The sequence below is a fragment of the Nocardiopsis sp. KDC1DS13DA1 genome, assembly GCF_055632325.1.
Genome location: NZ_JBVMUY010000021.1, coordinates 169,873 through 190,597, shown reverse-complemented (window position 1 = coordinate 190,597; position 20,725 = coordinate 169,873). Strand labels below are relative to the sequence as shown.

The following is a 20,725-nucleotide window of genomic DNA, read 5'->3' as shown; positions in this document are numbered from 1 at the left end:
CAGGCGGTCAGCTCCCGGCATTGGGAGCCTCGACCCCCGCGAACCTCTCCATCTGCTCGATCACGTCCTTGACGGCGTTCTCCTCCTGGTCCGGCGGATAGTCGAACTTGGCCAGGAGCCTCTTGATCCGGCTGCGGAGCTTGGCCCGTACCGGCTTGCGGGACAACCAGTCGGTGCTCAGGTTCTTCTCGACGTCCCGGACCAGCGCACGGGCGATATCGGCCAGCACCTCGTCCTTCATCAGCTCGCGGGCGCTCTCGCTCTTGCACACGGCGTCGTAGAAGGCCAGCTCCTTGTGGCTGAGCGGAGGGTCGAAGCGCTCGCCGCGCCGGAACTCGGCCATGGCCTCCTGCGCCACGGAGAACAGTTCGGCCAGTACCTGGGCGCTGGTGAGCTGCTCGCGCATGTAACGCATCATGAGCTCCTCCAGCTTTCGGGTGAAGCGCTCCCGGCTGATCGCGTTGTACCGGGTGGCCTCACGCATCTTCTCCTGGGCCAGGCGGTGCAGCGCCTCCACCGCCAGGTTCGGGGTCGGTGAATCCTGGAGGCGGCGCAGTTGTGCCTCGTTCAGGCGGGTGATGTCCAGTTTCCCCAGACCCGCCTCGGCGTACAGGTCGGTGATCTCTTCGGCGTCCACGGCTTCGGCCGCCAACTGGGACAGGTACATGCTGATCTCGGCGGGCAGCTTCTCGCCCCGTGCCTCGCGGTTGGCAGCCTCGATCTTGACTACCCAGGCGCGCACCTCCACGAAGAAGGCGATGTCGCGCCGCCAGTGCTCCAGGTCCTCGAACCGCTCGGAGATCTCCGAACTCATCGCGCACAGCTGGAAGTAGCGTTCCAACCGGGTAGCGCTGTCACGGAAACGCTTGGAGAGGGATTTGCCCTCGCCTTCCGCAGGCTCCCACTTGGCCGCGCGGGAGACCAGGTGGTCGGAGACCAGCTTCAGCGCCCGCAGACGCGAGTCCCCACCACTGGTGGAGAGCAGTCTGCGCCAGTCGATCCCCGATAGCAGACCGCAGATCGTCTCGTACTCGTTGCGGACCTCGGTGATGGCCCGGTCGACGCCTCGGCCCAGGGTCTGGTCCTCGCGGTCGCCAGGGGAGTACTCGTCCAGAGCCTTGCGCAGGTTCTCGGTCAGCGGTGCGTAGCCCACCAGCAGGCCGTCCCGTTTGCCTCGGAAACGCCGGTTGACACGGGCCAGCGCCTGCATCAGGCCGGCGCCGCGCATCGGCCGGTCCATGTACATGGTGTGGATCGGCGGCGCGTCGTACCCGGTGAGCAGCATCGAGTGCACGATGAGCAACTGGAGCTCGTCGTCGGGGTCCTTGGCGCGGGCCTGCACGATCCGGTGCTCGGAGGGACGCATGGCGTGGGCCTTGAGCACGGCGGGGTCGGAGGGTTCGCTGTGCAGGACCACCTTCATCACGCCCCGGCCGGGGCCCTCGCCGGCCCAGTCCGGACGCCGCTCGGCCAGGGCGTCGAACATCCGCACGCACACCTCGCGGGTGGAGCACACCAGTATGGCCTTTCCGGGGCCGCCCAGATGGGGGCGGACCAGGCGGGAGCGCTCCTCCCAGTGCGCGATCAGGTCGTCGGCGAGCTTGGCCACCCGGTCGGGGGCGCCGTAGACGCTGGTCATCCGCAGGGCGGCCCGCAGCGCCCTGCGGCGTTCGGCGTCGTCCATGCCGGAGGTGAGTGAGTCGGCCTGCTGGTCGATGGTCTCAGGATCCACGTCTGCGGGGAGGGAGACGGGGATGAGCCGCGGTTCATGGTAGACGCGGACGGTCGCCTCGTCCTCCACCGCCCGGCGCAGATCGTAGACGTCGATGTAGTCCTTGCCCCCGCCGAAGACCTCGCGGGTGTTGGCGTCGGCCTGCGAAAGCGGAGTCCCGGTGAAGGCGATGAGGGTGGCGTGGGGAAGGGCGTCGCGCAGGTGGCGGGCGTAGCCGTCGAGGCTGTCGTAGTGGCTGCGGTGGGCCTCGTCGACGATGACCAGGATGTTGCGCCGGTCGGACAGCAGGGGGTGGTCGGCCCCGGAATCGCGTTCGGCCTTGGTCTTGCCGAACTTCTGCAAGGTGGTGAAGACGATCCCGCCGGTGTTGGTGTTGGTCAGCACCTCACGCAGTCGCCGACGGCTGTCGGCCCGGACCGGGTCGGTGCCGAGCAGTTCACGGCTGGCCTGGAAGGTGCCCAGGAGCTGGTCGTCGAGGTCGTTGCGGTCGGTGATCACCACGACGGTGGGGTTGTTCAGTGCCGGTTCGCGGCCGACCAGGCCGCTCAGGCACACCATTTCCTCGGACTTGCCCGACCCCTGCGTGTGCCAGACCACGCCCGCCTGGCCGTTGGTCCGGGAGGCCTCCACAACGGCCTTCAGGGCCTTGGTCACCGCGAAGTACTGGTGGGCCTTGGCGATGCGCTTGCCGGTACCGGTGAAGTTGACGAAGTTGCGGGCCAAGTCCAGGAAGCGGGCCTGGTCGAACAGCCCGTGCAGCGACAGGGTCAGCACCAGCGGGGGCTCGGCACCGGCGTACTCTGAATCGGCGTCGCCGACGGGGTTGCCCTGACCGTCCACGTTCCAGGGGGCGAAGTGTTCGAAGGGCGTGAACGGGGTGCCGTACTTGGCGGTTACCCCGTCTGAGACCAGGCAGAGCACGTTGTAGCGGAACGCGGCTGGGAACTCGTCGGCGTAGGTGAGCAGTTGGGCGTGGGCCCTGGCGAGGGTGGCGTGTTCGTCGGAGGCGTTCTTGAGCTCGACCACGGCCAGGGGTAGGCCATTGACGTACAGGACGAGATCGAAGCGGCGCTCGTGGTCGCCGTCGACGACGCGGACCTGGTTGACCGCTCGGAAGGAGTTGGCGTACGGGTCGCGGAAGTCGATGAGCCGGACGGTAGGGGAGACCTCGGCACCGAACTCGTCGGTGTAGGTCAGGCGGATGCCCGAGGTGAGGTAGCCGTGGGCCAGTTGGTTCTCGGGCAGGGCCTCGCGCGAGTGCGGGGTGGTGGCGATGGTCAGGACGCGGTCCACGGCGTCACCAGTCAGCTCGGGGTTGAGCCGTTCCACGGCCTCGCGCAGCTCATCGTGGAGGATGAGGTCGTCCCAGGCCCGGCGCTTCCCGGAGCCGGGGGCGATCTCCTTGCCGTCGGTGGGCAGCCAGGCGAGCTCTCCGAGCTCGTCCTTGGCGTGCTGCTCCAACTGGGCTTCGGTCACCCGGTCGGAGGAAGCGGTAGCGCCGGGTCTGGGGGGTGTCATACGTTGTCCTCCACGATTTTCTCGGCGTCCTTGACACGCAGCTTTCCGGACATCAGCTGAGGCAGAAGGGTGTCCCGCAGCTCCGCGAGTGCACGGGATTCTTGCAGGGCGCCTTCAACGGACCTGTGCAGAGGGTGGATGGCCTTTTCGATGGTCGCCGCTTGTTCCTTTTCTATGGACGGGACAAGAAGATGCTCGAAGGATTTCATATTCAATGTAGAGAAGACCGTGCCGTGGCTGACGTTTAGGCTTTCCTGGGCTGCCATGAGGACGGTTTCGTAGAGCACCGATCGCGTGATGATTCCTGGAATGAAAGCATAGCAGGACTGGTTGATCGTGGATGCTTTAGTGGTTCGCGCGACCGCGCCGACTGTTCCGCGTGCCGTGATTATTACAGAACCCTCGGGTACGGGCTTCGCGCGTGTGTTCTCGGTTGCGGAGTGGGTGATTTTTTCTTCGGTGTCGAGAAGTACCCCAGACTCGGCCTTGGCAACATCCCTTGCCGATGCCCAGGGAACGCTACCTCCCCAGTATGCGGGCATTTGTCGGTCAGGGGTGCCGCCCAGGACTGGGCTGGCTATGCGTGCTAGTGAGACCTTGCCAGCGGAGATTGTGTGAAGCTTGAAGTGGGATGTGGCAAGATCTGAAGCTGTTCTTGCTATGCGCTCGTTGGCTGCGATTTTGTCATCCAGTGCGCCGAGGGCCGCAGTGATGGCCTGTTGTACGGAGATTGGAGGATGGGGGACATCGATGGCCTTGATGGTGGCCACTGGTTGTCCCAGCCCGGGTACTCCGACGGTGGATGTATTGCTGAGGAGTCTTTGTTGTCCTTCGGGTGACCGGAACCAGTAATAATAAAACTCTGGCAAGGCCAGGCTGGGGTCCAGTCGTGCTTTCACTTGACTGGTCGAGGCTACGTATATTTCAAATTTTGGTTTTCTGGGAATCATGGAGACTTGACCCACGGTGCCCCTATGTGTAAATACTAGGTCTCCTGATTTAAGCTTTGCTCCGGGGACTTTGTTGGCTTTTTCTGTACTGATGAATGTGAAGTCATCATCGTGGAATATTCCCTTGGCTAGATTGATTCCTCGTACCATGGGGATGCCATGTGAGGTGTAGTCATTTTTTGTGAATGCTGATCCGTAAGGCTTAGATATTGAACTCTTTTCTTTTGCGGATAGTTCATGGAATTTAACTGTGGGCCACTCGCTCATCCGATCCTCCCGAGCTGCTCGCGGACGACGGCCTCAAGGCGCTTGGACTCGTCGAAGTGCTCGAAGAGCTCCTTCGTCAGGCGGGCGATCTTCTCGTCCAGCGGCTCGGCGTCCGGATCCTCCTCGACCTCGGCCGCCCCCACGTACCGCCCCGGGGTGAGCACGTAGTCGTGCTTGGCGATCTCCTGGAGCTTGGCCGAGTAGGCGAAGCCGGGAACGTCCTCGTAGGTCAGCTTCTTCTTCCTGGCCGAAGCGGTGCCGCGCCAGGCGTGGAAGGTGTCCGCGATCCTTTCCACGTCCTCCGGGGAGAAGACCCGCTCGGTGCGGTTGACCATCTCGCCCATCTCGCGGGCATCGATGAACAGCACCTCTCCGCGCCGGTCGCTGGTCGCTGTGGCACCCTGCACGCCCTTGTCCCTGACCAGGAACCACAAGCACGCCGGGATCGCCGTGGTGCGGAACAGGTTCCCCGGCAGCGCCACCATGCACGCCACCAGGTCAGCGTCCACGAGCGCCTTGCGGATCTCGCCCTCACCCGAGGACTGGGAGGACATCGACCCGTTGGCCAGGACCACGCCCGCCTTGCCCCGGTCGCCGAGCTTGGAGACGATATGCTGCAACCAGGCGAAGTTGGCGTTGTTCGCCGGAGGGGTGCCGAACTTCCACCGGTCGTCGTCTGCCCGCCGCTCCCACGGATGCAGGTTGAACGGGGGGTTGGCCAGGACGAAGTCGGCCCTGAGGTCGGGCAGCTTGTCGTCGGCGAACGTGTCCGCCCACCGCTTTCCCACTCCCTCGGGGTCCATGCCGTGGATGGCCAGGTTCATCTTGGCCAGTCGCCACGTGCGCTCGTTGGCCTCTTGGCCGTAGACCGCGATGTCGTGCGTGTGGTCACGGCCGCCGTGGTGCTCGACGAACTTCTGCGCCTGCACGAACATGCCGCCCGAGCCGCAGCACGGGTCGTAGACGCGCCCCTCGTACGGCTCCAGGATCTCCACCAGCAGCTCGACCACGCTTTTCGGGGTGTAGAACTCACCGGCCCGTTTGCCCTCGGCGCGGGCGAACTGCTCCAGGAAGTATTCGTAGGTCTCGCCGAGCACGTCCTGGGCGGTCTTCTCGCCGTCCCCGGTGAACCGGGCGTCGCTGATGAGGTCCACCAGCCCCTTCAACCGCTTCTGGTCGACGTTGTCGCGGTTGAAGATCTGCGGCAGCACACCGGTCAGGGCCTTGTTCGCGGTCATGATCTCGCCCATCGCGTCGTCGATGAGCTTGCCGACCCCTTCGGGGGTGCTGGCGGCGTTGTCCGCGATGTACTTCCACCGGGCCTTCTTGGGCACCCAGAAGATGTTCTCCTCGGCGTAGGAGTCTGGGTCCTCCAGGAACTCGGGCCAGCGGTGCTCGGGGACGCCTTCCTCCTTCAACTCCACGAGGATTTCCCGCTGACGCTCCTCGAAGGCGTCGGAGACGTACTTGAGGAAGACCAGCCCGAGTACGAACTCCTTGTACTGGGCGGCGTCCATCGAGCCGCGCAGTTGGTCGGCGGCCTTCCACAGGATGGCCCGGATCTGCTGGGGGCTGGACGCGCTGAAGAGCTCGCCCTGATCGGCTCCGGCGCGTTTGCGTGGTGGCATGTGTCGTGTGTTCCTTCTGGGTGGTGGTGCTGTCCGGTGACGCGGTCGCACGGAGGGGCCGGGCCGAAGCAGCGGGGATACTCCGAAAGTCTGTCAGGTGGCGGGGACCGTCAGGGTTCCGTCGGCGAACCCGGCGGCGCTCAGCCGCCGGATCGTGTCGAGCTCGGCGTACTGCTCGTCCAGGAGCGCGCGCCTTCGTTCGGCCTCGGCCAGGAAGCCGTCCAGCCTGGCCACCTCGTCCGGGTGCAGATCGGGCACGACGACCTCCCTGATTCCGCGGGGCGCCCGGACTGCCCTCGGCGTTCGCTGGACGGAGGAGTCCCCCTCTAGCAGCAGGGCCAGTACCCGGGGGGTCAGCGCTCGGCGGGCCGCACGGTTCACCCGCAGGATCCGGGCGGGGAAGGAGACCACGGAAGAACCCTCGTGGTCGACCATCACCCCGAACTCCGAGCCAGTCGTGTACACCACGTCCCCCGGCTCGGTCAGGTCCGCGTGCGGGTACTCCGCGGCCAGCACCAGCCGGTCAATCCGTTGGCTGCCGTGCGGCGCCCGCCCCAGGACCTCGTCGGGCCCGAGCACGTCCAACTGTCCCTGCGGGTCGATGTGTTCGGCCGCGATCCGGTGCCCTTTGACGGGGACGATCCGCCGCTGCTGGATGAGGGTGCCCACGGTGATCCGCCTCGGGGCGGGGCCGACACGGCGTTGCAGGTCCCCCCGGAACGCTCCGCGCTCCTCCGCGTAGGCGCAGGCCCGGGCCTCGTTTTCGGACAGGCGTCTTTCGGCCTCGGCGATGAGCGCGGGGCGGTCACCGATCGTGCGGGACAGGGCCAGGGATTCCGGAGGGCCGGACGGCACCAGAGGCGACCCGAACCGCTTTTCGAGCGTGTCCAGAGGGATCGCGTGGCCGTGCCGGTACGCGTGCTCGTCGGACAGGCCGAAATTGGACGGCTCAGGCAGGGGGTCGTCGGCGGAGCGGTGGTGACCGCCCTCCCGCCAGAGCAGGATGTCCTCGGCCAGGGTCTGGGTGCTCTCTGCCAGCGGCCGGGTACCGATGTCGCTGATCAGAACCCGGCCGCGCGTGGATGGTACCGGCCCTCTGCGCAGGGTCCACAGGGCGCACCGGTAGCCAGGGCGGGAGGGGTCGACCCCTCCGGGCAGCGTGGTGACCGATTCGACCAGCCCGCCGCGGAGCAGGGCGGAACGGGCCTGGGCCTCCTCCGTGTCCAGCGCGCCCACGAGCGCGTCGGTCGGGCCGATGATCACCGCCGTGGACCCAGGCCCGAGCAGGTCGCCGACCGCCTCGACTTGGTGCAGTGCTCGCAGCCGTGAACGGCTCTCCCCGGCCTGGTAGGGCAGGAGGGTAACGAGCACGTCGACCTCGGCCAGGCGGTCCTCCGGCTCGGTGCCCTCCTGCACGTCCAGGTCGAGTTCGGGCACCCCGGCCAGTAGCAGACGGCGGCGGGTGAGGCGGGCCAGGTCGGCGCGTTGCTCGGCGGCCAGCACGGTGACATCGGAGGGGTCGTCGAGCGCGGAGACCATGTCGTGGAGCAGGTCCCCGCAGAGCGCGTACGGGTCGGCGATGGTCAGGGTGCCGTTCGCAGAGACGTGGCCGAGCGGGTCGGCGGCCTGGAGTACCAGGCGGCGCAGCTCGGGGGAGAGGGAGCCGGTGGCGGGACCGTTGAGCCCGAGTCGGTGCCGGTGCCTCATGAGGTGTTCGTGGGCGCCGCCGGCGGTGTAGGCGGCCTCGATCAGTTCCTCGGCGACGGGCGCGAGGCGCAGGGTGAGCTCGGGATCCTCGGTCAGCTCCCGGAGGAAGAACTCGTCGTCGGGGTCCATCCGTTCCACCCGGGAGAGCAGGGCGTCCTGGGTGGTGCCCGCGAGGGGTTTCTCGTCCATGTGGTGCAGGCACAGCAGCGCGCCGATCACCGAGACGAGGCGATCGGTGCCGATCTCCTCCGAGAGGCAGATGAGTCCGTGCGCGGCCAGCTCCGGGCCGACCTCGTCGGCGGGGGTATTGCCCAGGCCAGTGGCGGTGAGCCAGTCGACCACCGCGCGGCCGTCGAACCAAGTGCGGTTTCCGTGCTCGGCCACGGGTTCGGGGAAGTCCGGGTGGCGGCGCCGCCAGGTGGAGACGACCGGGCGCTGGACACGGGCGAGGGTCGCGATGTCGGACAGGGAGAGCAGCGGGGGTGATGACGGCATCCGGTGCTTCCTCGCTCTCTGCGCTGGTTGGGGTCAGGGGTGTGGCCACTCTAGGGCAGAAACACCGATTATGTCTCAGGTTCACTGATAACCAGGGTTATCAGTATCGCGATGGCTAAGTCAGAGCCATTTTGGCTACCGTCCTGGCATCGGTACGGACGGTTAGCCGCCCGCCGCTCAGCCCATGGCATCCGGTGCGCCACCGGCACCGGCGAACCCTGAGGACCCCTCATGAGTCGACACGACCACCGCAACCGCAAGAACAACACCAGGCCGCCGCGCGCCCCCCGTCCGCGCCGCTGCGGCAAGCGCTGGTTCAAGGACAGGATCAGCGCCGAGCTCGCCCTCGCCGCCATCCGTCGCTACGGGAGGGATCGGTCGGACCGGCTTCCCCGACGCGTCTACGAGTGTCCGGCCTGCAAGGGGTGGCATCTGACGTCCCAGGAGAAGCGGTCCTACCCCGCTCGCGCTGTTCAGCCCTCTGCTGAGGATCCCCGAGTTCCACGGCCTCGCCGCCGGGTGGAGCCCAGGAAACCGGGGGCGCAGCGGCGGCTGAGGACGGGGCAGGCGTGGCGCGCGCACCGTATCGTCCAGGGGCTTGAGCCATGGGTGGCCGCCTACGCGGGCGACCACCTCGCCGAACACGGGCGCGGCCCCACCTGGCGCGAGCTGGAGGCGGTGTTCGGCTGGGACCAGTGGGAGGGCGCGCTGGTGATCAGGTACCTGGTGGATCAGGGATGGCTGCGGGAGGAAGAGGGGAGCCCGTGCCTGCTGCCCGGCAGGCACGGGTGAACGTGCAGGTGCCCGGTCATCGCCAGGGGAGGCGACGACCGGGCACCGTTGTGTCTTCTGGTCAGCGGGAGAGAGCGGCGGAGAGCAACCCGCTCCACTCGGAGGCGGGGGAGTCCGTCGGGGTCTACACCCTGCGCTGCGCGCCGCCGTGACGACCTCCACCTGACCTACCGAACGGAGCCGAAAGACCGGCCGTTCCCCCAACACCACGGGGAACGGCCGGTCGGGCCGGTGCACCCGCTCAGTCGAGCGGTTCGGTCTCCCGAATGGCTTCGTCAGGGCCGGTGGATCCGGCGCCCGCGGCGGCCGACGCCACCAACTCTGGGGCCTTGAGGGTCCGGGTCATCTCGCCCACCTGGTCCAGTTCCTGCAACTCCTTGGGTGTGGAGACCCCCAGGTCGGGGAAACGGCGCGCGGCCGGAAGCACGTTGTGCTCCAACGAGCCGATCGTCCTGTTGTAGTACTCCACCGACCGGTCGAGGTGCTTGCCGAGCGAGGAGAGGTGCCCACCCAAGGTGGCGAGGCGCTCGTAGATCTCCCGCCCCAGCTTCTGGATGGCCTCCGCGTTCTCCCGGACCTTCTCCTCCTCCCAGGACAGGCCAATGACGCGCAGGACCGGGATCAAGATGGTCGGGGTGGCGATCACGACCCTCTTGTTCAAGGCGTATTCGTGCAGGTCGGGCCGCTTGTCCAGGGCAGCCTGCAATAGGGCCTCGTTCGGCAGGAACATGACGACGAAGTCTGGGCTTCCGGCCACCTTCGTGAAGTACTCCTTGGCAGCCAGCCCGTCCACGTGCTTACGAACGTGTGTGGCGTGCTCGCCCATGAACCTGTCGTACTCGGCCTCGTCGTCGGCCTCCACCGCGTTCATGAACGCCTCCAGCGACACCTTGGCGTCCACCACGATCTTGTGCCCGTTGACCAGTTCGATGGTCATGTCGGGGCGCAGATTCCCCTCTTCGCCCTCGACCGTGACCTGACGTTTGAAGTCGACGTGCTCGCGCAGGTTGGCGAGTTCGACCGTCTTCTTCAGGTGCATCTCGCCCCACTGCCCGCGAACCTGTGGCTTGCGCAGCACCTTCACCAGCTCCTCGGTCTGGGTGCGGCTCCGCACGTTCTCCGCCGCCAGACTCTTGATCTGCTCGTTGAGCCGTGCCTCGGTGGAGGTCCGCCTACCATCGATCTCCCGCAACTGCACACCCATCTCCCGCAGCACCTCGGTGACGGCCTTGGTGGTCGCTCCGAGCTTCTCGTCGGCCGTGGCGGTCAGCTTCTCCTGGGAGGCAGCCAGCATCTTGGTCACGGTCGCCTCGACCTGCTCGGAGTGCAGGCGGTCGTGCTTCTCACGGACCTTCTCCAGTTCCTTCTGGGCCGCAGCCACCTCGGCCTGCCGCTTCTCCAGCTCCACCCGCTCGGTGCGCAGTTTCGCGAGCTCGGTCTCGTGGTGGTTGACACGCTCCTTCAACTGGGCGGCCTCGGTCTCCAACGCCACCTTGTCCTTGTCGGCGGTGGCCAGACCGCCGGTCAGGTCACGGACTTGCTGGTCGCTCGCCTCAAGGGACTTCTTTAGCCCCTCGGCCTCAGCGGCGGCCTGCCGGTGCCTGTCCCGAGCCGCGTCGAGCTCCGTCTCCAGCCTGCCCCTCTCCTCGGACGCGGTGTTCAACCGGGAGTGCAGTTCGGAGAGGGCGGACTCGTGTTCGCGTTGCGCCCGCTGGGCCTCGTCGCGCTCGGCGCGCAGTGTCTCGGACTGGGAGCGGGCCTGGTCACGTTGTTCCTCGGTGACCTTGAGATCAGTGTGCAGGAGTCCCTGTTCGTTCTCCTGCCGGCGGCTCTCGGACTCCGCGAGATGGCGGGCGTACAGGTAGCCGAGGACGGCGCAGACCGCACCCGCAAGCACGGGCAGAACAATGATGGGCAATGTGTTCACGGTGATTCCTCTGGGGAAGTGTGCGGGCCGCTCGAACGGTCCGCGAAGAGGATGGGACCACGCGCTCCACTGGCTGCACGGGAAAGGTGTGCAGCGGGTGAAACGCGATGGCCATCACCATAGAGAACCCAGAGGGTGGAATGCAGTTGATTCCTTGATAAGGCCGGTTATCAGCCTGTTTCGACCAGTTTTCCCTTTGATTGGGGGTCAGAAGTTCTCCTGCCACTGCCCGGAGCTGTGGTTCATCAGAGGAAGTCCGTCGGTGTGCGTCCCCAACATGACCGACCTTCCCTCGGCCAGGGAGAGGTCGAGCTGTTCGTACAGCTGCTCGGTCCCCGTGCCCCGGCTGCCCAACCAGCCGTTGGACATCAGGGAGATGAAGTCGGTGCCGGTCAAGTACCGGGGAATCGACGTCTGGCGGATCCGCTTGCCTGTCTCGTGCCCGAGGTCCTCGGTGTGCTCGTGGATGATCTCGAAGTGCTCACGGGTGAAGTACATGCCCGAGATGAGCTCGGTACCCGCAGGTATGCGTGTTTGTGGAGGGCACAGCTTCACGAAACAGGGGGTATCGACGAGGCGGATGTCCGGGTGCCTGGGGGTGGTGTCACGGGTCTTCTCGTCCAGTTCGCGCATGCGCTCGATCTGCTTGAGGAACCGGTCATCGATGCTGCTGTACAGGCCCTCCTTGGTCTGACGCATCGTCTTGTACTGGAGCATGACGAAGTTGCCGCCGTGGGGGTTGTAGTAGACCAGGTCCACACCGGTTTTAGTCTCCCCGGGGGTGCGGTCGATATTGGCCACCAGCAGGGATCTGGACCCGTACTTGTTCTCGAACCTGCGCCAGGCCACGTGATCGGTGTTGTGGAATCTCCACCCCGGCAAGTTGGTGGCGTCGAAGTCCACCTGCCACTTCTCCTGCGGATTGAACCGGCCCCCTTTCTGGGCCCCAGCGAGTCCCGTGAGGAACGGATCGGCTTCGTCCGTCCTGCGCCAGCTCAGCAAGTGCTCCCGCTCGATGTCGAAGGCCTCGAAGAGCACACCGAGCGCGTCGCGCTCCAGCGGCCGGATCGGACGGTCCTCGGTAGCGGGCTCCTCCAGCCTGATCTGCTCTTCGAGCCATGCGATGAGCCGGGCGGCCTCGGGTGACCTATCGGTCAACCTTGCCAGGATCTTCTGCCCGGCCACCGGGGTCAGATTCCGGTTGCGATCGAAGGAGTCCCTGGCGACCTTGCCCAGATCGGAGAAGAGCTCCAAGGGGACCGGCTGTGACAGGCGGGCGTAGTGGGAGATCTCGACTTTGCGCTCGAAGGTCCCGGACTTGCCCGCAGGAGCCACCGTTCCAAGGCCCAGGACGGTCCGCGCATCCCGACCGGCCCGTTCATCGATGAACAGGCCCAGATACGTCCCGCGCTTCCACTTTTCGTGAGCTCCACGCACGGCATACTGGCCGCTGTCGATTCCGTCCCGGCTCAGGAAGTCGTGCATCACGTCGGTGAGCGTGAGGGCGGCGACTCTGGTCTCGGGCTCCTGCGGTTTCTCCATGGGGAGCTGTCCGTTCGCCCAGAACCCGCCGTACCGCTTGGCCGGATCTTCGTAGGCTGCAAGCTCCCGGTCCACCTTCTCCTGCGGCTCGGTGTGCGGCACCCTCTTCGTGTGGAGATCCACGAGGGAGAACAGGAGCCCCGCGGTCGGCACCCGGACTTCCTCGATCAGTTGGAGAACCCAGTCTGCGACAACGGACACCGCGACGACCGGAGCCCGATTCAACCAGTACCGCTGCTCGGGTTCATTCGTGGTGGACAGGAGCATCGACCAACCGGCATCGTCGCTCCACTCGACGGATCCGCTGCGAATGCCCTTGGGGAAGGGGGAGCGTAGACGAGCGCGCGCCCAGCGGCCCGTACCCGTGCGGCCGGTCTCCAAGGTGCGCATACTCATCGATCTGGACAAGGCCGCGTACACCCGCCCGACGTAGGGGCCGTGGTCGGTCATGTGGTGACGTTTCTTGTGAGGGGTCTCTCTGGCAGCGCCCGGTTCGGCTCCACAGTTGTACCGCTTCTTGGCCACAAGCGGGATCGCCAGGGTCAAGGCCCCAACGACAGAGCTCCGCGAGAAGGCCCTTGCCTAGGCATAGTCCCGAACCCCACAAGGAGCTCCCGCCTCGGTGCTCTGTGGCACCGAGGCTTCCCACCGCTCGTTAGTTCTCGTTCACTGCGTCGAGCGTTCGATGCGGGCGACTTTGCGTCCGGCCTTGAGGTACACGTCTGTCTCTTCCGTTGGCTGTCCGGAGGAGGAGAGGGCCTTGTCCACGGCCTCGCTCAGCGGTCGCTGGACGTCGTCCTCGGTCAGGATCACGGCCTCCTGGCCTCCGGCTGTCTCGATGACGATGCGCAGGCCGTTCTGCTTGGCGATCCGTCGTGCGGCCGAGACACTGGGGGTGAACTCCAGGACTCGGGCGAGTACGGCACCGACCGTCTCACTGGCCGAGGCCGCGTCCACGACCGGGAGCGTGTCGATGTCACCGAACGCGCGACGGGAGAACTGGGCGGTGAACGCGGCTCGGGCCGACATCGCCGTCTCCACGCCGTGAAGCGCGGCGACCGCCTCGCCCGCCAGGACCTTCTTCAGATCCATCGGGTGCAGGGTCCCCTTCTCCACACGCGCGTTCACGGCGTCGATCTCCGCGTCGCTCCATTCGGTCCACGCGCGCAGGTAGGGGCTGACCAGCCGGTCGGGGATCGACATGACCTTGCCGAAGATGTCCTCGGGGGCGGCGCTCAGAGCGATGTAGTTGCCCATGCTCTTGCTCATCTTCTTGCCGGTGCCGTCGGTGCCCTCGATGAGCGGCATGGTGGCGACGAGCTGGGGCTTCTGGTCGGTGATCTCCATGACCTTGCGTCCCATCTGCATGTTGAGCAGTTGGTCCACACCGCCGAGTTCGATGTCGGCCTCGATCTTGACCGAGTCGATCGCCATGACCACGGAGTAGATGAACTCCGCCGTGCTCAACCCGTGCCCCTGCTCCAGACGTGTACGGAAGTCCTCGCGCTGCAGTGACATGGACACCGGGACCTGGGCCAGGATCTCGATCAGTTCGGGCAGCCGGACCTCGCTGAGCCATGAGCTGTTGTGTCGGAAGTCGGCCCGGGTGAAGTCGAAGAACGGCGCGACCTGGTCGCGGTAGGTGGCCAGGTTGCGGGCGATGTCGGCGTCGGTCAGGGCGGGGCGGTCCCCCGACCGGCCGGAGGGGTCGCCGATCTTGGCGGTGATGTCGCCGATGATCAGCACGATGTGGTGCCCCATGCGTTGGAACCGGCTGAGAATGATCATGGGGACGGCGTGCCCCAGGTGGACGTCCGCGGATGTGGGGTCGATCCCCAGCTTGACGGTCAGGGGCCGTCCTTCGGAGGTCACCTCCTCGATCTTCTCGCGCAGGTTCTCGACCGTGGGCAGGACGTCCACGGTGCGTCCAGCGATCAGTTCGGCCTGCTCGGCCGGGCTGAGGTCGGACAGGTCCAACCGCCGTCGGGCGACGGTCTCGGTGAGCAGCTCCTCGACGACCTTTTCGGAGGAAAGGTCCTGGTCGAGCAGACCGAGGCTGTGGGATATCGAGTCACCGAGGCGTGTCATGGCGTCCTTACACAAAAGTCAGACGGGGGTTGATCGATCGTCGTCAAAGTCTATCGGGATGGGTTTCGCGGTCCGATCGGATTACGGCCACAGCTCTTTGACGTGCGCGAGGAACTCGATGAAGCGCTCCTTCTCCGCTTTCCACCGTGGTGTTCCTTCCGTGCAGGCTTGGTGGATGTCGAGAAGATCCTCGTATGAGGTGTAGGACATCTGGTACATGAGCTGGTAGACGGGGGAGAGGGCGGGGTCCTTGGTTTGGTCCGCTCTGACCAGGCGGCGGATCTCGTCGGTGGGGGTTTCGACGGTGATGCCGGATCCCGGGATGCTCTTCGAGGATTTCGGGTGCCCGTTGAAACCTGTGGTGAGTCGTGTATAGATCGCAGACAGTATGAAATCATCGCCGCATAGCGGGACATGTTGGTCAAAGCGTTCTGTTACACGCTGGGCGTCGCATCCATTGTGCGGGCGCCTAACCAATGATATCCACGCCCAGAGACACAGGAGACGGAAAACGACGTGGCCACAGCAGCTCCCAGACACCCTGTTTCGTTCCGGGTGTGATGGAGCCTCTGATGGGTGTTGGGGCTCGAACTCAATCGTTAGGGGTGCCAGTGAGGGAACCGGCGGGTGTTCCGTGTCGTCCTAGGTCATGCAGGCGTGCCAAGGCACTGGCCCGGACCTCCTCGAGCCCCACCGCCGCCGTGCTCCGTACGACGCGTTGAACCTGGTGCGGCAGCCTGTGGCGTACGGCGAGCGACAGGGCCTCGCCGTACAGAGCGTGTGCGCTGGTGATGTCTCCGGCCGCCGAAAGCGCGTCTGCGGAGGTGACCGCCTCGATGGCCGCCCATTGAGGAGCCGGGGCCTCTCCTGAACCTGGGCGCGACTGGGCCAGCTCCGCCGCCATTGCCGCACGTCCGGTTCCTATCAGCCCTCTCATTCGGACCTCTCGTAGTGAGAAGGGGGTGAAGAGGATCCCGCTCGGCCCCGCAGTGTCCATCAACTGCTCGGCGGTGGCCACGGAGCCGTCGTGCAGCTCCGTGTTCCCCTGTTCTCCTGCAGCTCTGGCAAGGAGGATCAGGGTCTGGCCGCGTTCCTTTTTGTCATGGGAGAGCTCGGCGGCCTCAGTCAGTCGCGCGATGGCCGCCCCCTCGCGGCCCGCCTTCCTCAGCTCGTTGCCGTGCATCCGCAGCACGTGCCCGAGGAAGGCACCGTCGTCCAGATGCCGAGCGAGCCGCATGGCCCGGCCCGTCCAGTACGCGGCCAGGTACAGTCGTTCCTCCGCTAGGACATGCCCCAACGACGTGCCGAGGGTCGCCCGCGCACGGGCAAGCAGCGAGGCGGTCCCGTAGTCGACCCGTCCCTCCCTGAGCCGGGCCTCCAACCGGGCCACCAGCGGCCACAGTTCCTCAACCGCTTCGACAGCGCGACCCGCCTGCCGTGCGATCTCCGCGAGCCGTACGGTCGACTCCCCGAACTGGAGTGCCGCGATGAAGTCCGCGTCCTCTTCGGTTGTGATCCCCAAGGCGTGCGGTGGGATAGCCAGAACCTTGCTGACGTGCAGGAGCCCTTGACGGTCGTTGATAGTGCGCTGTCGCCGCTCGAGCAGGGAAACGTAGGAGGGGTCGTACCCCAGGAGCTCTCCCATCGCTGCCTGGGACAACCCGGTCAGCTTCCGGTAACAGCGGAGGATCACCGCCAACTCCCGGCTTTCCAGGGCGCGGCGTGCCTCGGGCAGCAGCCAGAGCCAGCGGATGGCGGGAGCAGCGCTCACGCGCGGGAGCGGGCGAACCAGTCCAGGACCGACCGCTTGTAGCCCTCGGGCATCGGCAGGTCGGGCACCTGGGCTTCGGTGAACAGTCCGGCCTCCTTGTGTTCGCTGGAGACCACGACCGGGGCGTGAGATTCCACGTGGCAGCCGTAGGTGACGATGAAGACGTGCCGGTCGACCTGGGTGATGTGGTATATCCACGAGTCGAGGATCTCGGCCACCTGAACGGGCCAGCCGGTCTCCTCCTCGATCTCCCGGGCCAGGCACTCTTCGGGGGTCTCCCCGAGTTCGATCTTGCCGCCGGGCAGCTCCCACTCGTCGCGCTCGTTGCGCAACAGCAGCACCTGGCCGTCGCGGATGGCGACGCCCTTGACCGAGACGGGGAACGTGCGCGGGACGTAGGGGGTGTCGGACACGGGAGAGCTCGCTTTCGACGGCGTGTGGGCTCGACACTGGCGAAGCTAGCAGGGAACCGCTCGCCTTTGGGCGGATCGCGCCTTGACAGATTGTCACTGGCCTTCCCGCTCACCGTCCGTGAAGCTGAGCGGTGTGTACGAGACAACACCCCCTGCGACCGCCGGTGTCGACTCCTCCTTCGGCCGACACCTGGTTGACCTGAGCCGAACCGACCTCCACCGACGTCTGGCCTCCGTTCTCGCAAAGAGCGGTCTGGCCATCTTCGAGGGGATCCCCGACCGCGCTGCCTTCGCCGATCTGGCCCGTGATCTGGCCGCCCTCTACCCCCACCCGGACGGCGATCCGGACGGCCTCACCCTGTTGCACGCACGAGAGGGGAGCCCGGGAGCGGGGAAGCGAGGGTTCACCGATTCCGAGCTGCTACCTCACACGGAACGGTCGTGTGCGCCGACTCCTCCGCGTTTGCTCATGCTCATGTGCCTGACCCCGGCCGATGCCGGAGGCCAGACCCTTCTCGCCGACGGCCAAGCCGTCGCCGAGGACCTGGCCCGTACCGAGCCGGAGACCTGGCGTGTGCTGTCGGGCCCGCGTACCGCCTACTTCGGGGGAGCCTCCGGTCATGCCGGGGCGATCTTCGAGCCCACCGGTACTGACAGGTGGACGATCCGGCTGCGCCTCGACGAACTCGTCCGCTTCGCGCCCTACGCGATCCCGCACGTGGAGATCCTTCGGGAGGTCATCGACCGACGCGTGACGACCCTGCGCCTGAGCCCGGGACAGGGGTTCGTCCTCGACAACACGCGCTGGCTCCACGGCCGCCACTCCTTCAAGGGCCCTCGCGTGATGCTGCGCGCCCTGGGGGAACCGCGCTCTGGCCTTCCCCTGGACCGCGGATTCCGTGTACACCTCCCCGACCTCGAATACACGATCAGGAACGAGTGAACATGACCGAGATCGTCAAACAGAGCGCTCGCGCCCTCCTCTTCGACAACGAGGGGCGCTTGGTCCTCATCAAACGCGTCAAGCCCGGCCAGGAGCCCTACTGGGTCGCCGTGGGAGGCGGCATGGAGCCCGAGGACTGTGACGTCGAGGCCGCCCTGCACCGTGAGGTGTTCGAGGAGCTCGGCGGCCGGATCGACCACGTCCGCCAGGTACTCCTCATCACCGACGACCTTCCTGACGGCATCGGCCTCCAACACGTCTACGCCGCTCGGTTGACCTCCATGGACCTGGCCCATCGCACGGGCACGGAGTTCACCGAACCCGGACGCGGTACCTACGAGGTCGTCAGCGTCCCCGCCACGCGGGACGCGCTGTCACAGATCCGTCTCCTCCCGCCCCAGCTCGCCGAGTTCACCCAAGCGAACATCCGTGGGCTGCTGGCGCTCGTGGAGCAGCAGGACAAACCCGGCGAGGCGGGCGAGGCGTCGTGACCGACTTCGTCAGCCTCAACGGTCCCGACAACAGCGGTAAGTCAACACAGGTCCGCATGTTGGCCGAGTCCTGGGACGGTTTCTGCGATCTGGGGCCCGTCCACCGGCACGACTCCGCCTCCTGGTCTCGGGTCTCCGGGCCGGGGTTCGGCACCTGGTGGTTCACCACCTCCACGACGGAGGAACTAACACACCTGTTGTTCTCCAGTCACGAGGCGCGCTCTCGGGCATGCCCTCCCGATCGGGTTGGCCTGCTTGACCGTGGTTGGCACATGCTTCTCGCGACGGCCATCGCGACATGCGCGGTCAAGGAGTCGCGATCCATCGAGTCCGCCTGGTCTCGCATCCTCGCCCTGGTGGACGCTGAGGAACCCCGCCCGGCGGAGATCCCCCTCCTGCTGGTGCCCTCACTCGACACCGAACGCAGCATCGCTGTCGCCCAGCAGCGGGAGGGGCGTCCGTGGACCGGCGTCTACCTCGACTACCAGCGGCACCTACATCGCGTTCTTTTGCGTATGGCACGCCAAGGTGTGTTCACCGAGGTCGTGTCCGGCCCCTCTCATGGCATCGATGAGACGCACGCCTTCGTCCGCCGCACCCTCATCGCGCACGGCGTCGGTACCCCCTCGACCTCCACCCCACGAAGGACGGAAGACCCTCGTGACTCCACCTTCCCTCTCACTCAGTGACCCTCTCAGCCCGCTGCTCTCCCTGCTCCCGCCCAAGGAGCATGCCCGAGTCGATGAGGCCGTCGACGGGCTCCACCACACGAACCACCGCCTGTGGCTGGCCGAGGACGCAGTACGCGTCGACCCGGCCGACGCGGTACGGATCGCCGACGGCAAGCGCGTCATCGACCAACTCAACATGGATCGCGTCCGCTTCGCCGAACGTCTCGACGAGCTGACCGGCGCCGCGTGCCCGCCTGCCGCCACGGCCGCTCCGCTCCACACCGAGCCGATCAGCTCGGTGGTCGACCGGCTGTCAGTGACGGTGCTGCGACTGCACCACACCCAACTGGCGGCGGTCGACGATCCGAGCATCGGCTCCCGAGTGGCGGGAGTCCAAGAGCAGGTCCACGACCTGCGTGAGGCACTCACCCTCCTGACTGAGGACGTCGCGACCGGTCGAAGGCGGCTGCCCAGCGGAAAGCGGTTCAAGCTCTACGGAACGACACCCCGGGCCGACAACCGCCCGGCTCCGAGCCCCCATCTGCCACGGGTCATCGCCCTGGGCGGCTTGAGCGAATGCGGCAAGAGCACGTCCGGGATCTTCCTGAATCGCGATGAGGGAGCCGCCCGGTTCAAGATCGGCTACCTGCTCACCCAGGCCGCCGCCCGACGTGGACTCGCCGACCCCTACGCCCTGTCGCCGACGCGGCAGGCGGAGTTGCTCTTGGACGAACTCAACCGGTTCGCCAACGCCCATCCGGACATCGACCTAATCACCATCGAGTCCGTGCACAGGGCCGAGTCGATCGCGGCGCTCAAGGCGATGATGGGTGAGCGGCTGCGCGTGGTCTACGTCGATGTCCCGCTGAACGTCCGCCTGGCGCGCTCAGGAGGCGACAGGCGGGCGCTGGAGGAGAAAGACCGGGTCAAGACCGATCGCGGTGCGGATCGGATTCCCGCCGATGAGGTCGTGGACAACTCGGGCAGCGTGACCCGGCTGCACGGAAACCTTCGGCGCCTGGCCAGTCCCGCGGCCAGCACCCGTCTGAAGACCATTGCGCCCGAGGACCTCGGCCTGCCCTCCACGGTGCGGGCGGTGACGTCTGGGCTTGTCGACACCCTGTCCGCCCTCTCTGTGGAGAAGTGCCTGGTCGCGTTGACGGGAAGCGCGGTCAACGGTGGTTGGCACGAAGGGTGGTCGGACATCGACCTGCTCGTCATCACCGAGGACGAACACGGAGCCGGGACGTCCCGGGCGGTCGAGGAGTACCGGGCGGCGCTTGAGGAACTCGGCGGCATCCACCTCGGCGCGACGATTCTGCCGCTCGTCGAAGCGCAGGTCCGCAGGCTCCCCAACCGGGTTCTCGGGGCGCTGGTCATGCTCCAGGAAGGCGCTCCCGCTCTCCTGGCCGGACCCGCTCTGCGGCTCCCGGTGATCACGAGGCGTGAGGTGGAGCGCGGCACCCCCGCCGCTCTGGCTGAGGCGGTTGCCACCACCCGCAGACTGCGCCACGACCCGGGACACGGGGGGATCCGCCCCCTGTACAAGCACCTGATCCTGATCTGCCGACTCCTGCTCAGGGAGCAGTCGGTGTGGGTGAACGGCAACGACGACGTCGTGTCCGAAGCCCAGCGTCTGCTGCCCGGACTGGGACACTTCGATCTCCCACCCCTGCCCGAGATCATCACCGCCCACCGGGACGGCACGAACCAGGCCGCGGTGCTCGGAGCGATCGAAGCGGCCGTGGACCGGCTGCTCGCCTGGCACCGCCGACAGTGCGCCGCCTGAC

Annotated in this window: 14 protein-coding genes; 5 read left to right on the top strand and 9 right to left on the bottom strand. The window is 66.6% G+C overall.

Annotated features, from left to right (window positions below):
- Positions 1 to 7: 7 nt before the first annotated feature.
- The 4 genes from ACTVAJ_RS14635 to ACTVAJ_RS14620 all read right to left on the bottom strand — a co-directional run bounded on the left by ACTVAJ_RS14635 (position 8) and on the right by ACTVAJ_RS14620 (position 8,297).
- On the bottom strand, positions 8 to 3,250 hold the full coding sequence (locus ACTVAJ_RS14635) for a type I restriction endonuclease subunit R (RefSeq protein WP_470388687.1): 3,243 nt from the start codon (positions 3,248 to 3,250) through the stop codon (positions 8 to 10).
- A complete protein-coding gene (locus tag ACTVAJ_RS14630) occupies positions 3,247 to 4,467 on the bottom strand; it encodes a restriction endonuclease subunit S (protein WP_470388686.1) in 1,221 nt (406 codons plus the stop codon). Before ACTVAJ_RS14630 ends, ACTVAJ_RS14635 begins: the two co-directional genes overlap by 4 nt.
- Positions 4,464 to 6,095, bottom strand: coding sequence for a class I SAM-dependent DNA methyltransferase (locus tag ACTVAJ_RS14625; protein ID WP_470388685.1), 1,632 nt, complete (start codon positions 6,093 to 6,095; stop codon positions 4,464 to 4,466). Before ACTVAJ_RS14625 ends, ACTVAJ_RS14630 begins: the two co-directional genes overlap by 4 nt.
- 93 nt (positions 6,096 to 6,188) lie before the next feature.
- Positions 6,189 to 8,297 carry a hypothetical protein gene (locus ACTVAJ_RS14620; protein WP_470388684.1) on the bottom strand — a complete coding sequence of 703 codons (2,109 nt, stop codon included), beginning with the start codon at positions 8,295 to 8,297 and terminating at the stop codon, positions 6,189 to 6,191.
- A 231-nt stretch (positions 8,298 to 8,528) separates the two neighbouring features.
- Between ACTVAJ_RS14620 and ACTVAJ_RS14615 the strand changes: the two genes are divergently transcribed.
- Positions 8,529 to 9,089 carry a hypothetical protein gene (locus ACTVAJ_RS14615; RefSeq protein WP_470388683.1) on the top strand — a complete coding sequence of 187 codons (561 nt, stop codon included), beginning with the start codon at positions 8,529 to 8,531 and terminating at the stop codon, positions 9,087 to 9,089.
- A gap of 241 nt (positions 9,090 to 9,330) precedes the next feature.
- Here the strand turns inward: ACTVAJ_RS14615 and ACTVAJ_RS14610 are convergent, their stop codons facing one another.
- The 5 genes from ACTVAJ_RS14610 to ACTVAJ_RS14590 form a co-directional block, all read right to left on the bottom strand.
- The gene (locus tag ACTVAJ_RS14610; RefSeq protein ID WP_470388682.1) at positions 9,331 to 11,016 is read right to left on the bottom strand and encodes a DNA recombination protein RmuC; all 1,686 of its coding nucleotides are present in this window, start codon (positions 11,014 to 11,016) and stop codon (positions 9,331 to 9,333) included.
- Between the two features lie 207 nt (positions 11,017 to 11,223).
- Positions 11,224 to 13,104, bottom strand: coding sequence for a hypothetical protein (locus tag ACTVAJ_RS14605; protein WP_470388681.1), 1,881 nt, complete (start codon positions 13,102 to 13,104; stop codon positions 11,224 to 11,226).
- Positions 13,105 to 13,224: 120 nt separating this feature from the next.
- Positions 13,225 to 14,646 carry a tyrosine--tRNA ligase gene (tyrS, locus tag ACTVAJ_RS14600; protein WP_470388680.1) on the bottom strand — a complete coding sequence of 474 codons (1,422 nt, stop codon included), beginning with the start codon at positions 14,644 to 14,646 and terminating at the stop codon, positions 13,225 to 13,227.
- Positions 14,647 to 15,238: 592 nt separating this feature from the next.
- On the bottom strand, positions 15,239 to 16,417 hold the full coding sequence (locus ACTVAJ_RS14595) for a helix-turn-helix domain-containing protein (RefSeq protein ID WP_470388679.1): 1,179 nt from the start codon (positions 16,415 to 16,417) through the stop codon (positions 15,239 to 15,241).
- Positions 16,414 to 16,830, bottom strand: a complete 417-nt coding sequence (locus tag ACTVAJ_RS14590) for an NUDIX hydrolase (RefSeq protein ID WP_470388678.1) — start codon at positions 16,828 to 16,830, stop codon at positions 16,414 to 16,416. Before ACTVAJ_RS14590 ends, ACTVAJ_RS14595 begins: the two co-directional genes overlap by 4 nt.
- Positions 16,831 to 16,963: 133 nt before the next feature.
- Here ACTVAJ_RS14590 and ACTVAJ_RS14585 point away from each other — a divergent pair, with 133 nt between their 5' ends.
- From ACTVAJ_RS14585 to ACTVAJ_RS14570, 4 genes are all read left to right on the top strand, one after another.
- On the top strand, positions 16,964 to 17,773 hold the full coding sequence (locus ACTVAJ_RS14585) for a TauD/TfdA family dioxygenase (protein WP_470388677.1): 810 nt from the start codon (positions 16,964 to 16,966) through the stop codon (positions 17,771 to 17,773).
- A gap of 2 nt (positions 17,774 to 17,775) precedes the next feature.
- Entirely contained in the window at positions 17,776 to 18,264 is a 489-nt protein-coding gene (locus tag ACTVAJ_RS14580; protein ID WP_470388676.1) for an NUDIX hydrolase, read from the top strand.
- Positions 18,265 to 18,536: 272 nt separating this feature from the next.
- Positions 18,537 to 18,953 carry a hypothetical protein gene (locus ACTVAJ_RS14575; RefSeq protein ID WP_470388675.1) on the top strand — a complete coding sequence of 139 codons (417 nt, stop codon included), beginning with the start codon at positions 18,537 to 18,539 and terminating at the stop codon, positions 18,951 to 18,953.
- Positions 18,925 to 20,724 carry a DUF4254 domain-containing protein gene (locus ACTVAJ_RS14570; protein WP_470388674.1) on the top strand — a complete coding sequence of 600 codons (1,800 nt, stop codon included), beginning with the start codon at positions 18,925 to 18,927 and terminating at the stop codon, positions 20,722 to 20,724. The genes ACTVAJ_RS14575 and ACTVAJ_RS14570 overlap by 29 nt, the downstream gene beginning before the upstream one ends.
- Position 20,725 lies beyond the last annotated feature (1 nt).

Excerpts from the sequence above, each read along its gene's own strand:
- tyrS (WP_470388680.1), bottom strand. The coding sequence starts at position 14,646 with ATGACACGCCTCGGTGACTCGATATCCCACAGCCTCGGTCTGCTCGAC.
- ACTVAJ_RS14615 (WP_470388683.1), top strand. The coding sequence starts at position 8,529 with ATGAGTCGACACGACCACCGCAACCGCAAGAACAACACCAGGCCGCCG.
- ACTVAJ_RS14580 (WP_470388676.1), top strand. The coding sequence starts at position 17,776 with ATGACCGAGATCGTCAAACAGAGCGCTCGCGCCCTCCTCTTCGACAAC.
- ACTVAJ_RS14630 (WP_470388686.1), bottom strand. The coding sequence starts at position 4,467 with ATGAGCGAGTGGCCCACAGTTAAATTCCATGAACTATCCGCAAAAGAA.
- ACTVAJ_RS14625 (WP_470388685.1), bottom strand. The coding sequence starts at position 6,095 with ATGCCACCACGCAAACGCGCCGGAGCCGATCAGGGCGAGCTCTTCAGC.
- ACTVAJ_RS14635 (WP_470388687.1), bottom strand. The coding sequence starts at position 3,250 with ATGACACCCCCCAGACCCGGCGCTACCGCTTCCTCCGACCGGGTGACC.
- ACTVAJ_RS14620 (WP_470388684.1), bottom strand. The coding sequence starts at position 8,297 with ATGCCGTCATCACCCCCGCTGCTCTCCCTGTCCGACATCGCGACCCTC.
- ACTVAJ_RS14575 (WP_470388675.1), top strand. The coding sequence starts at position 18,537 with ATGCTTCTCGCGACGGCCATCGCGACATGCGCGGTCAAGGAGTCGCGA.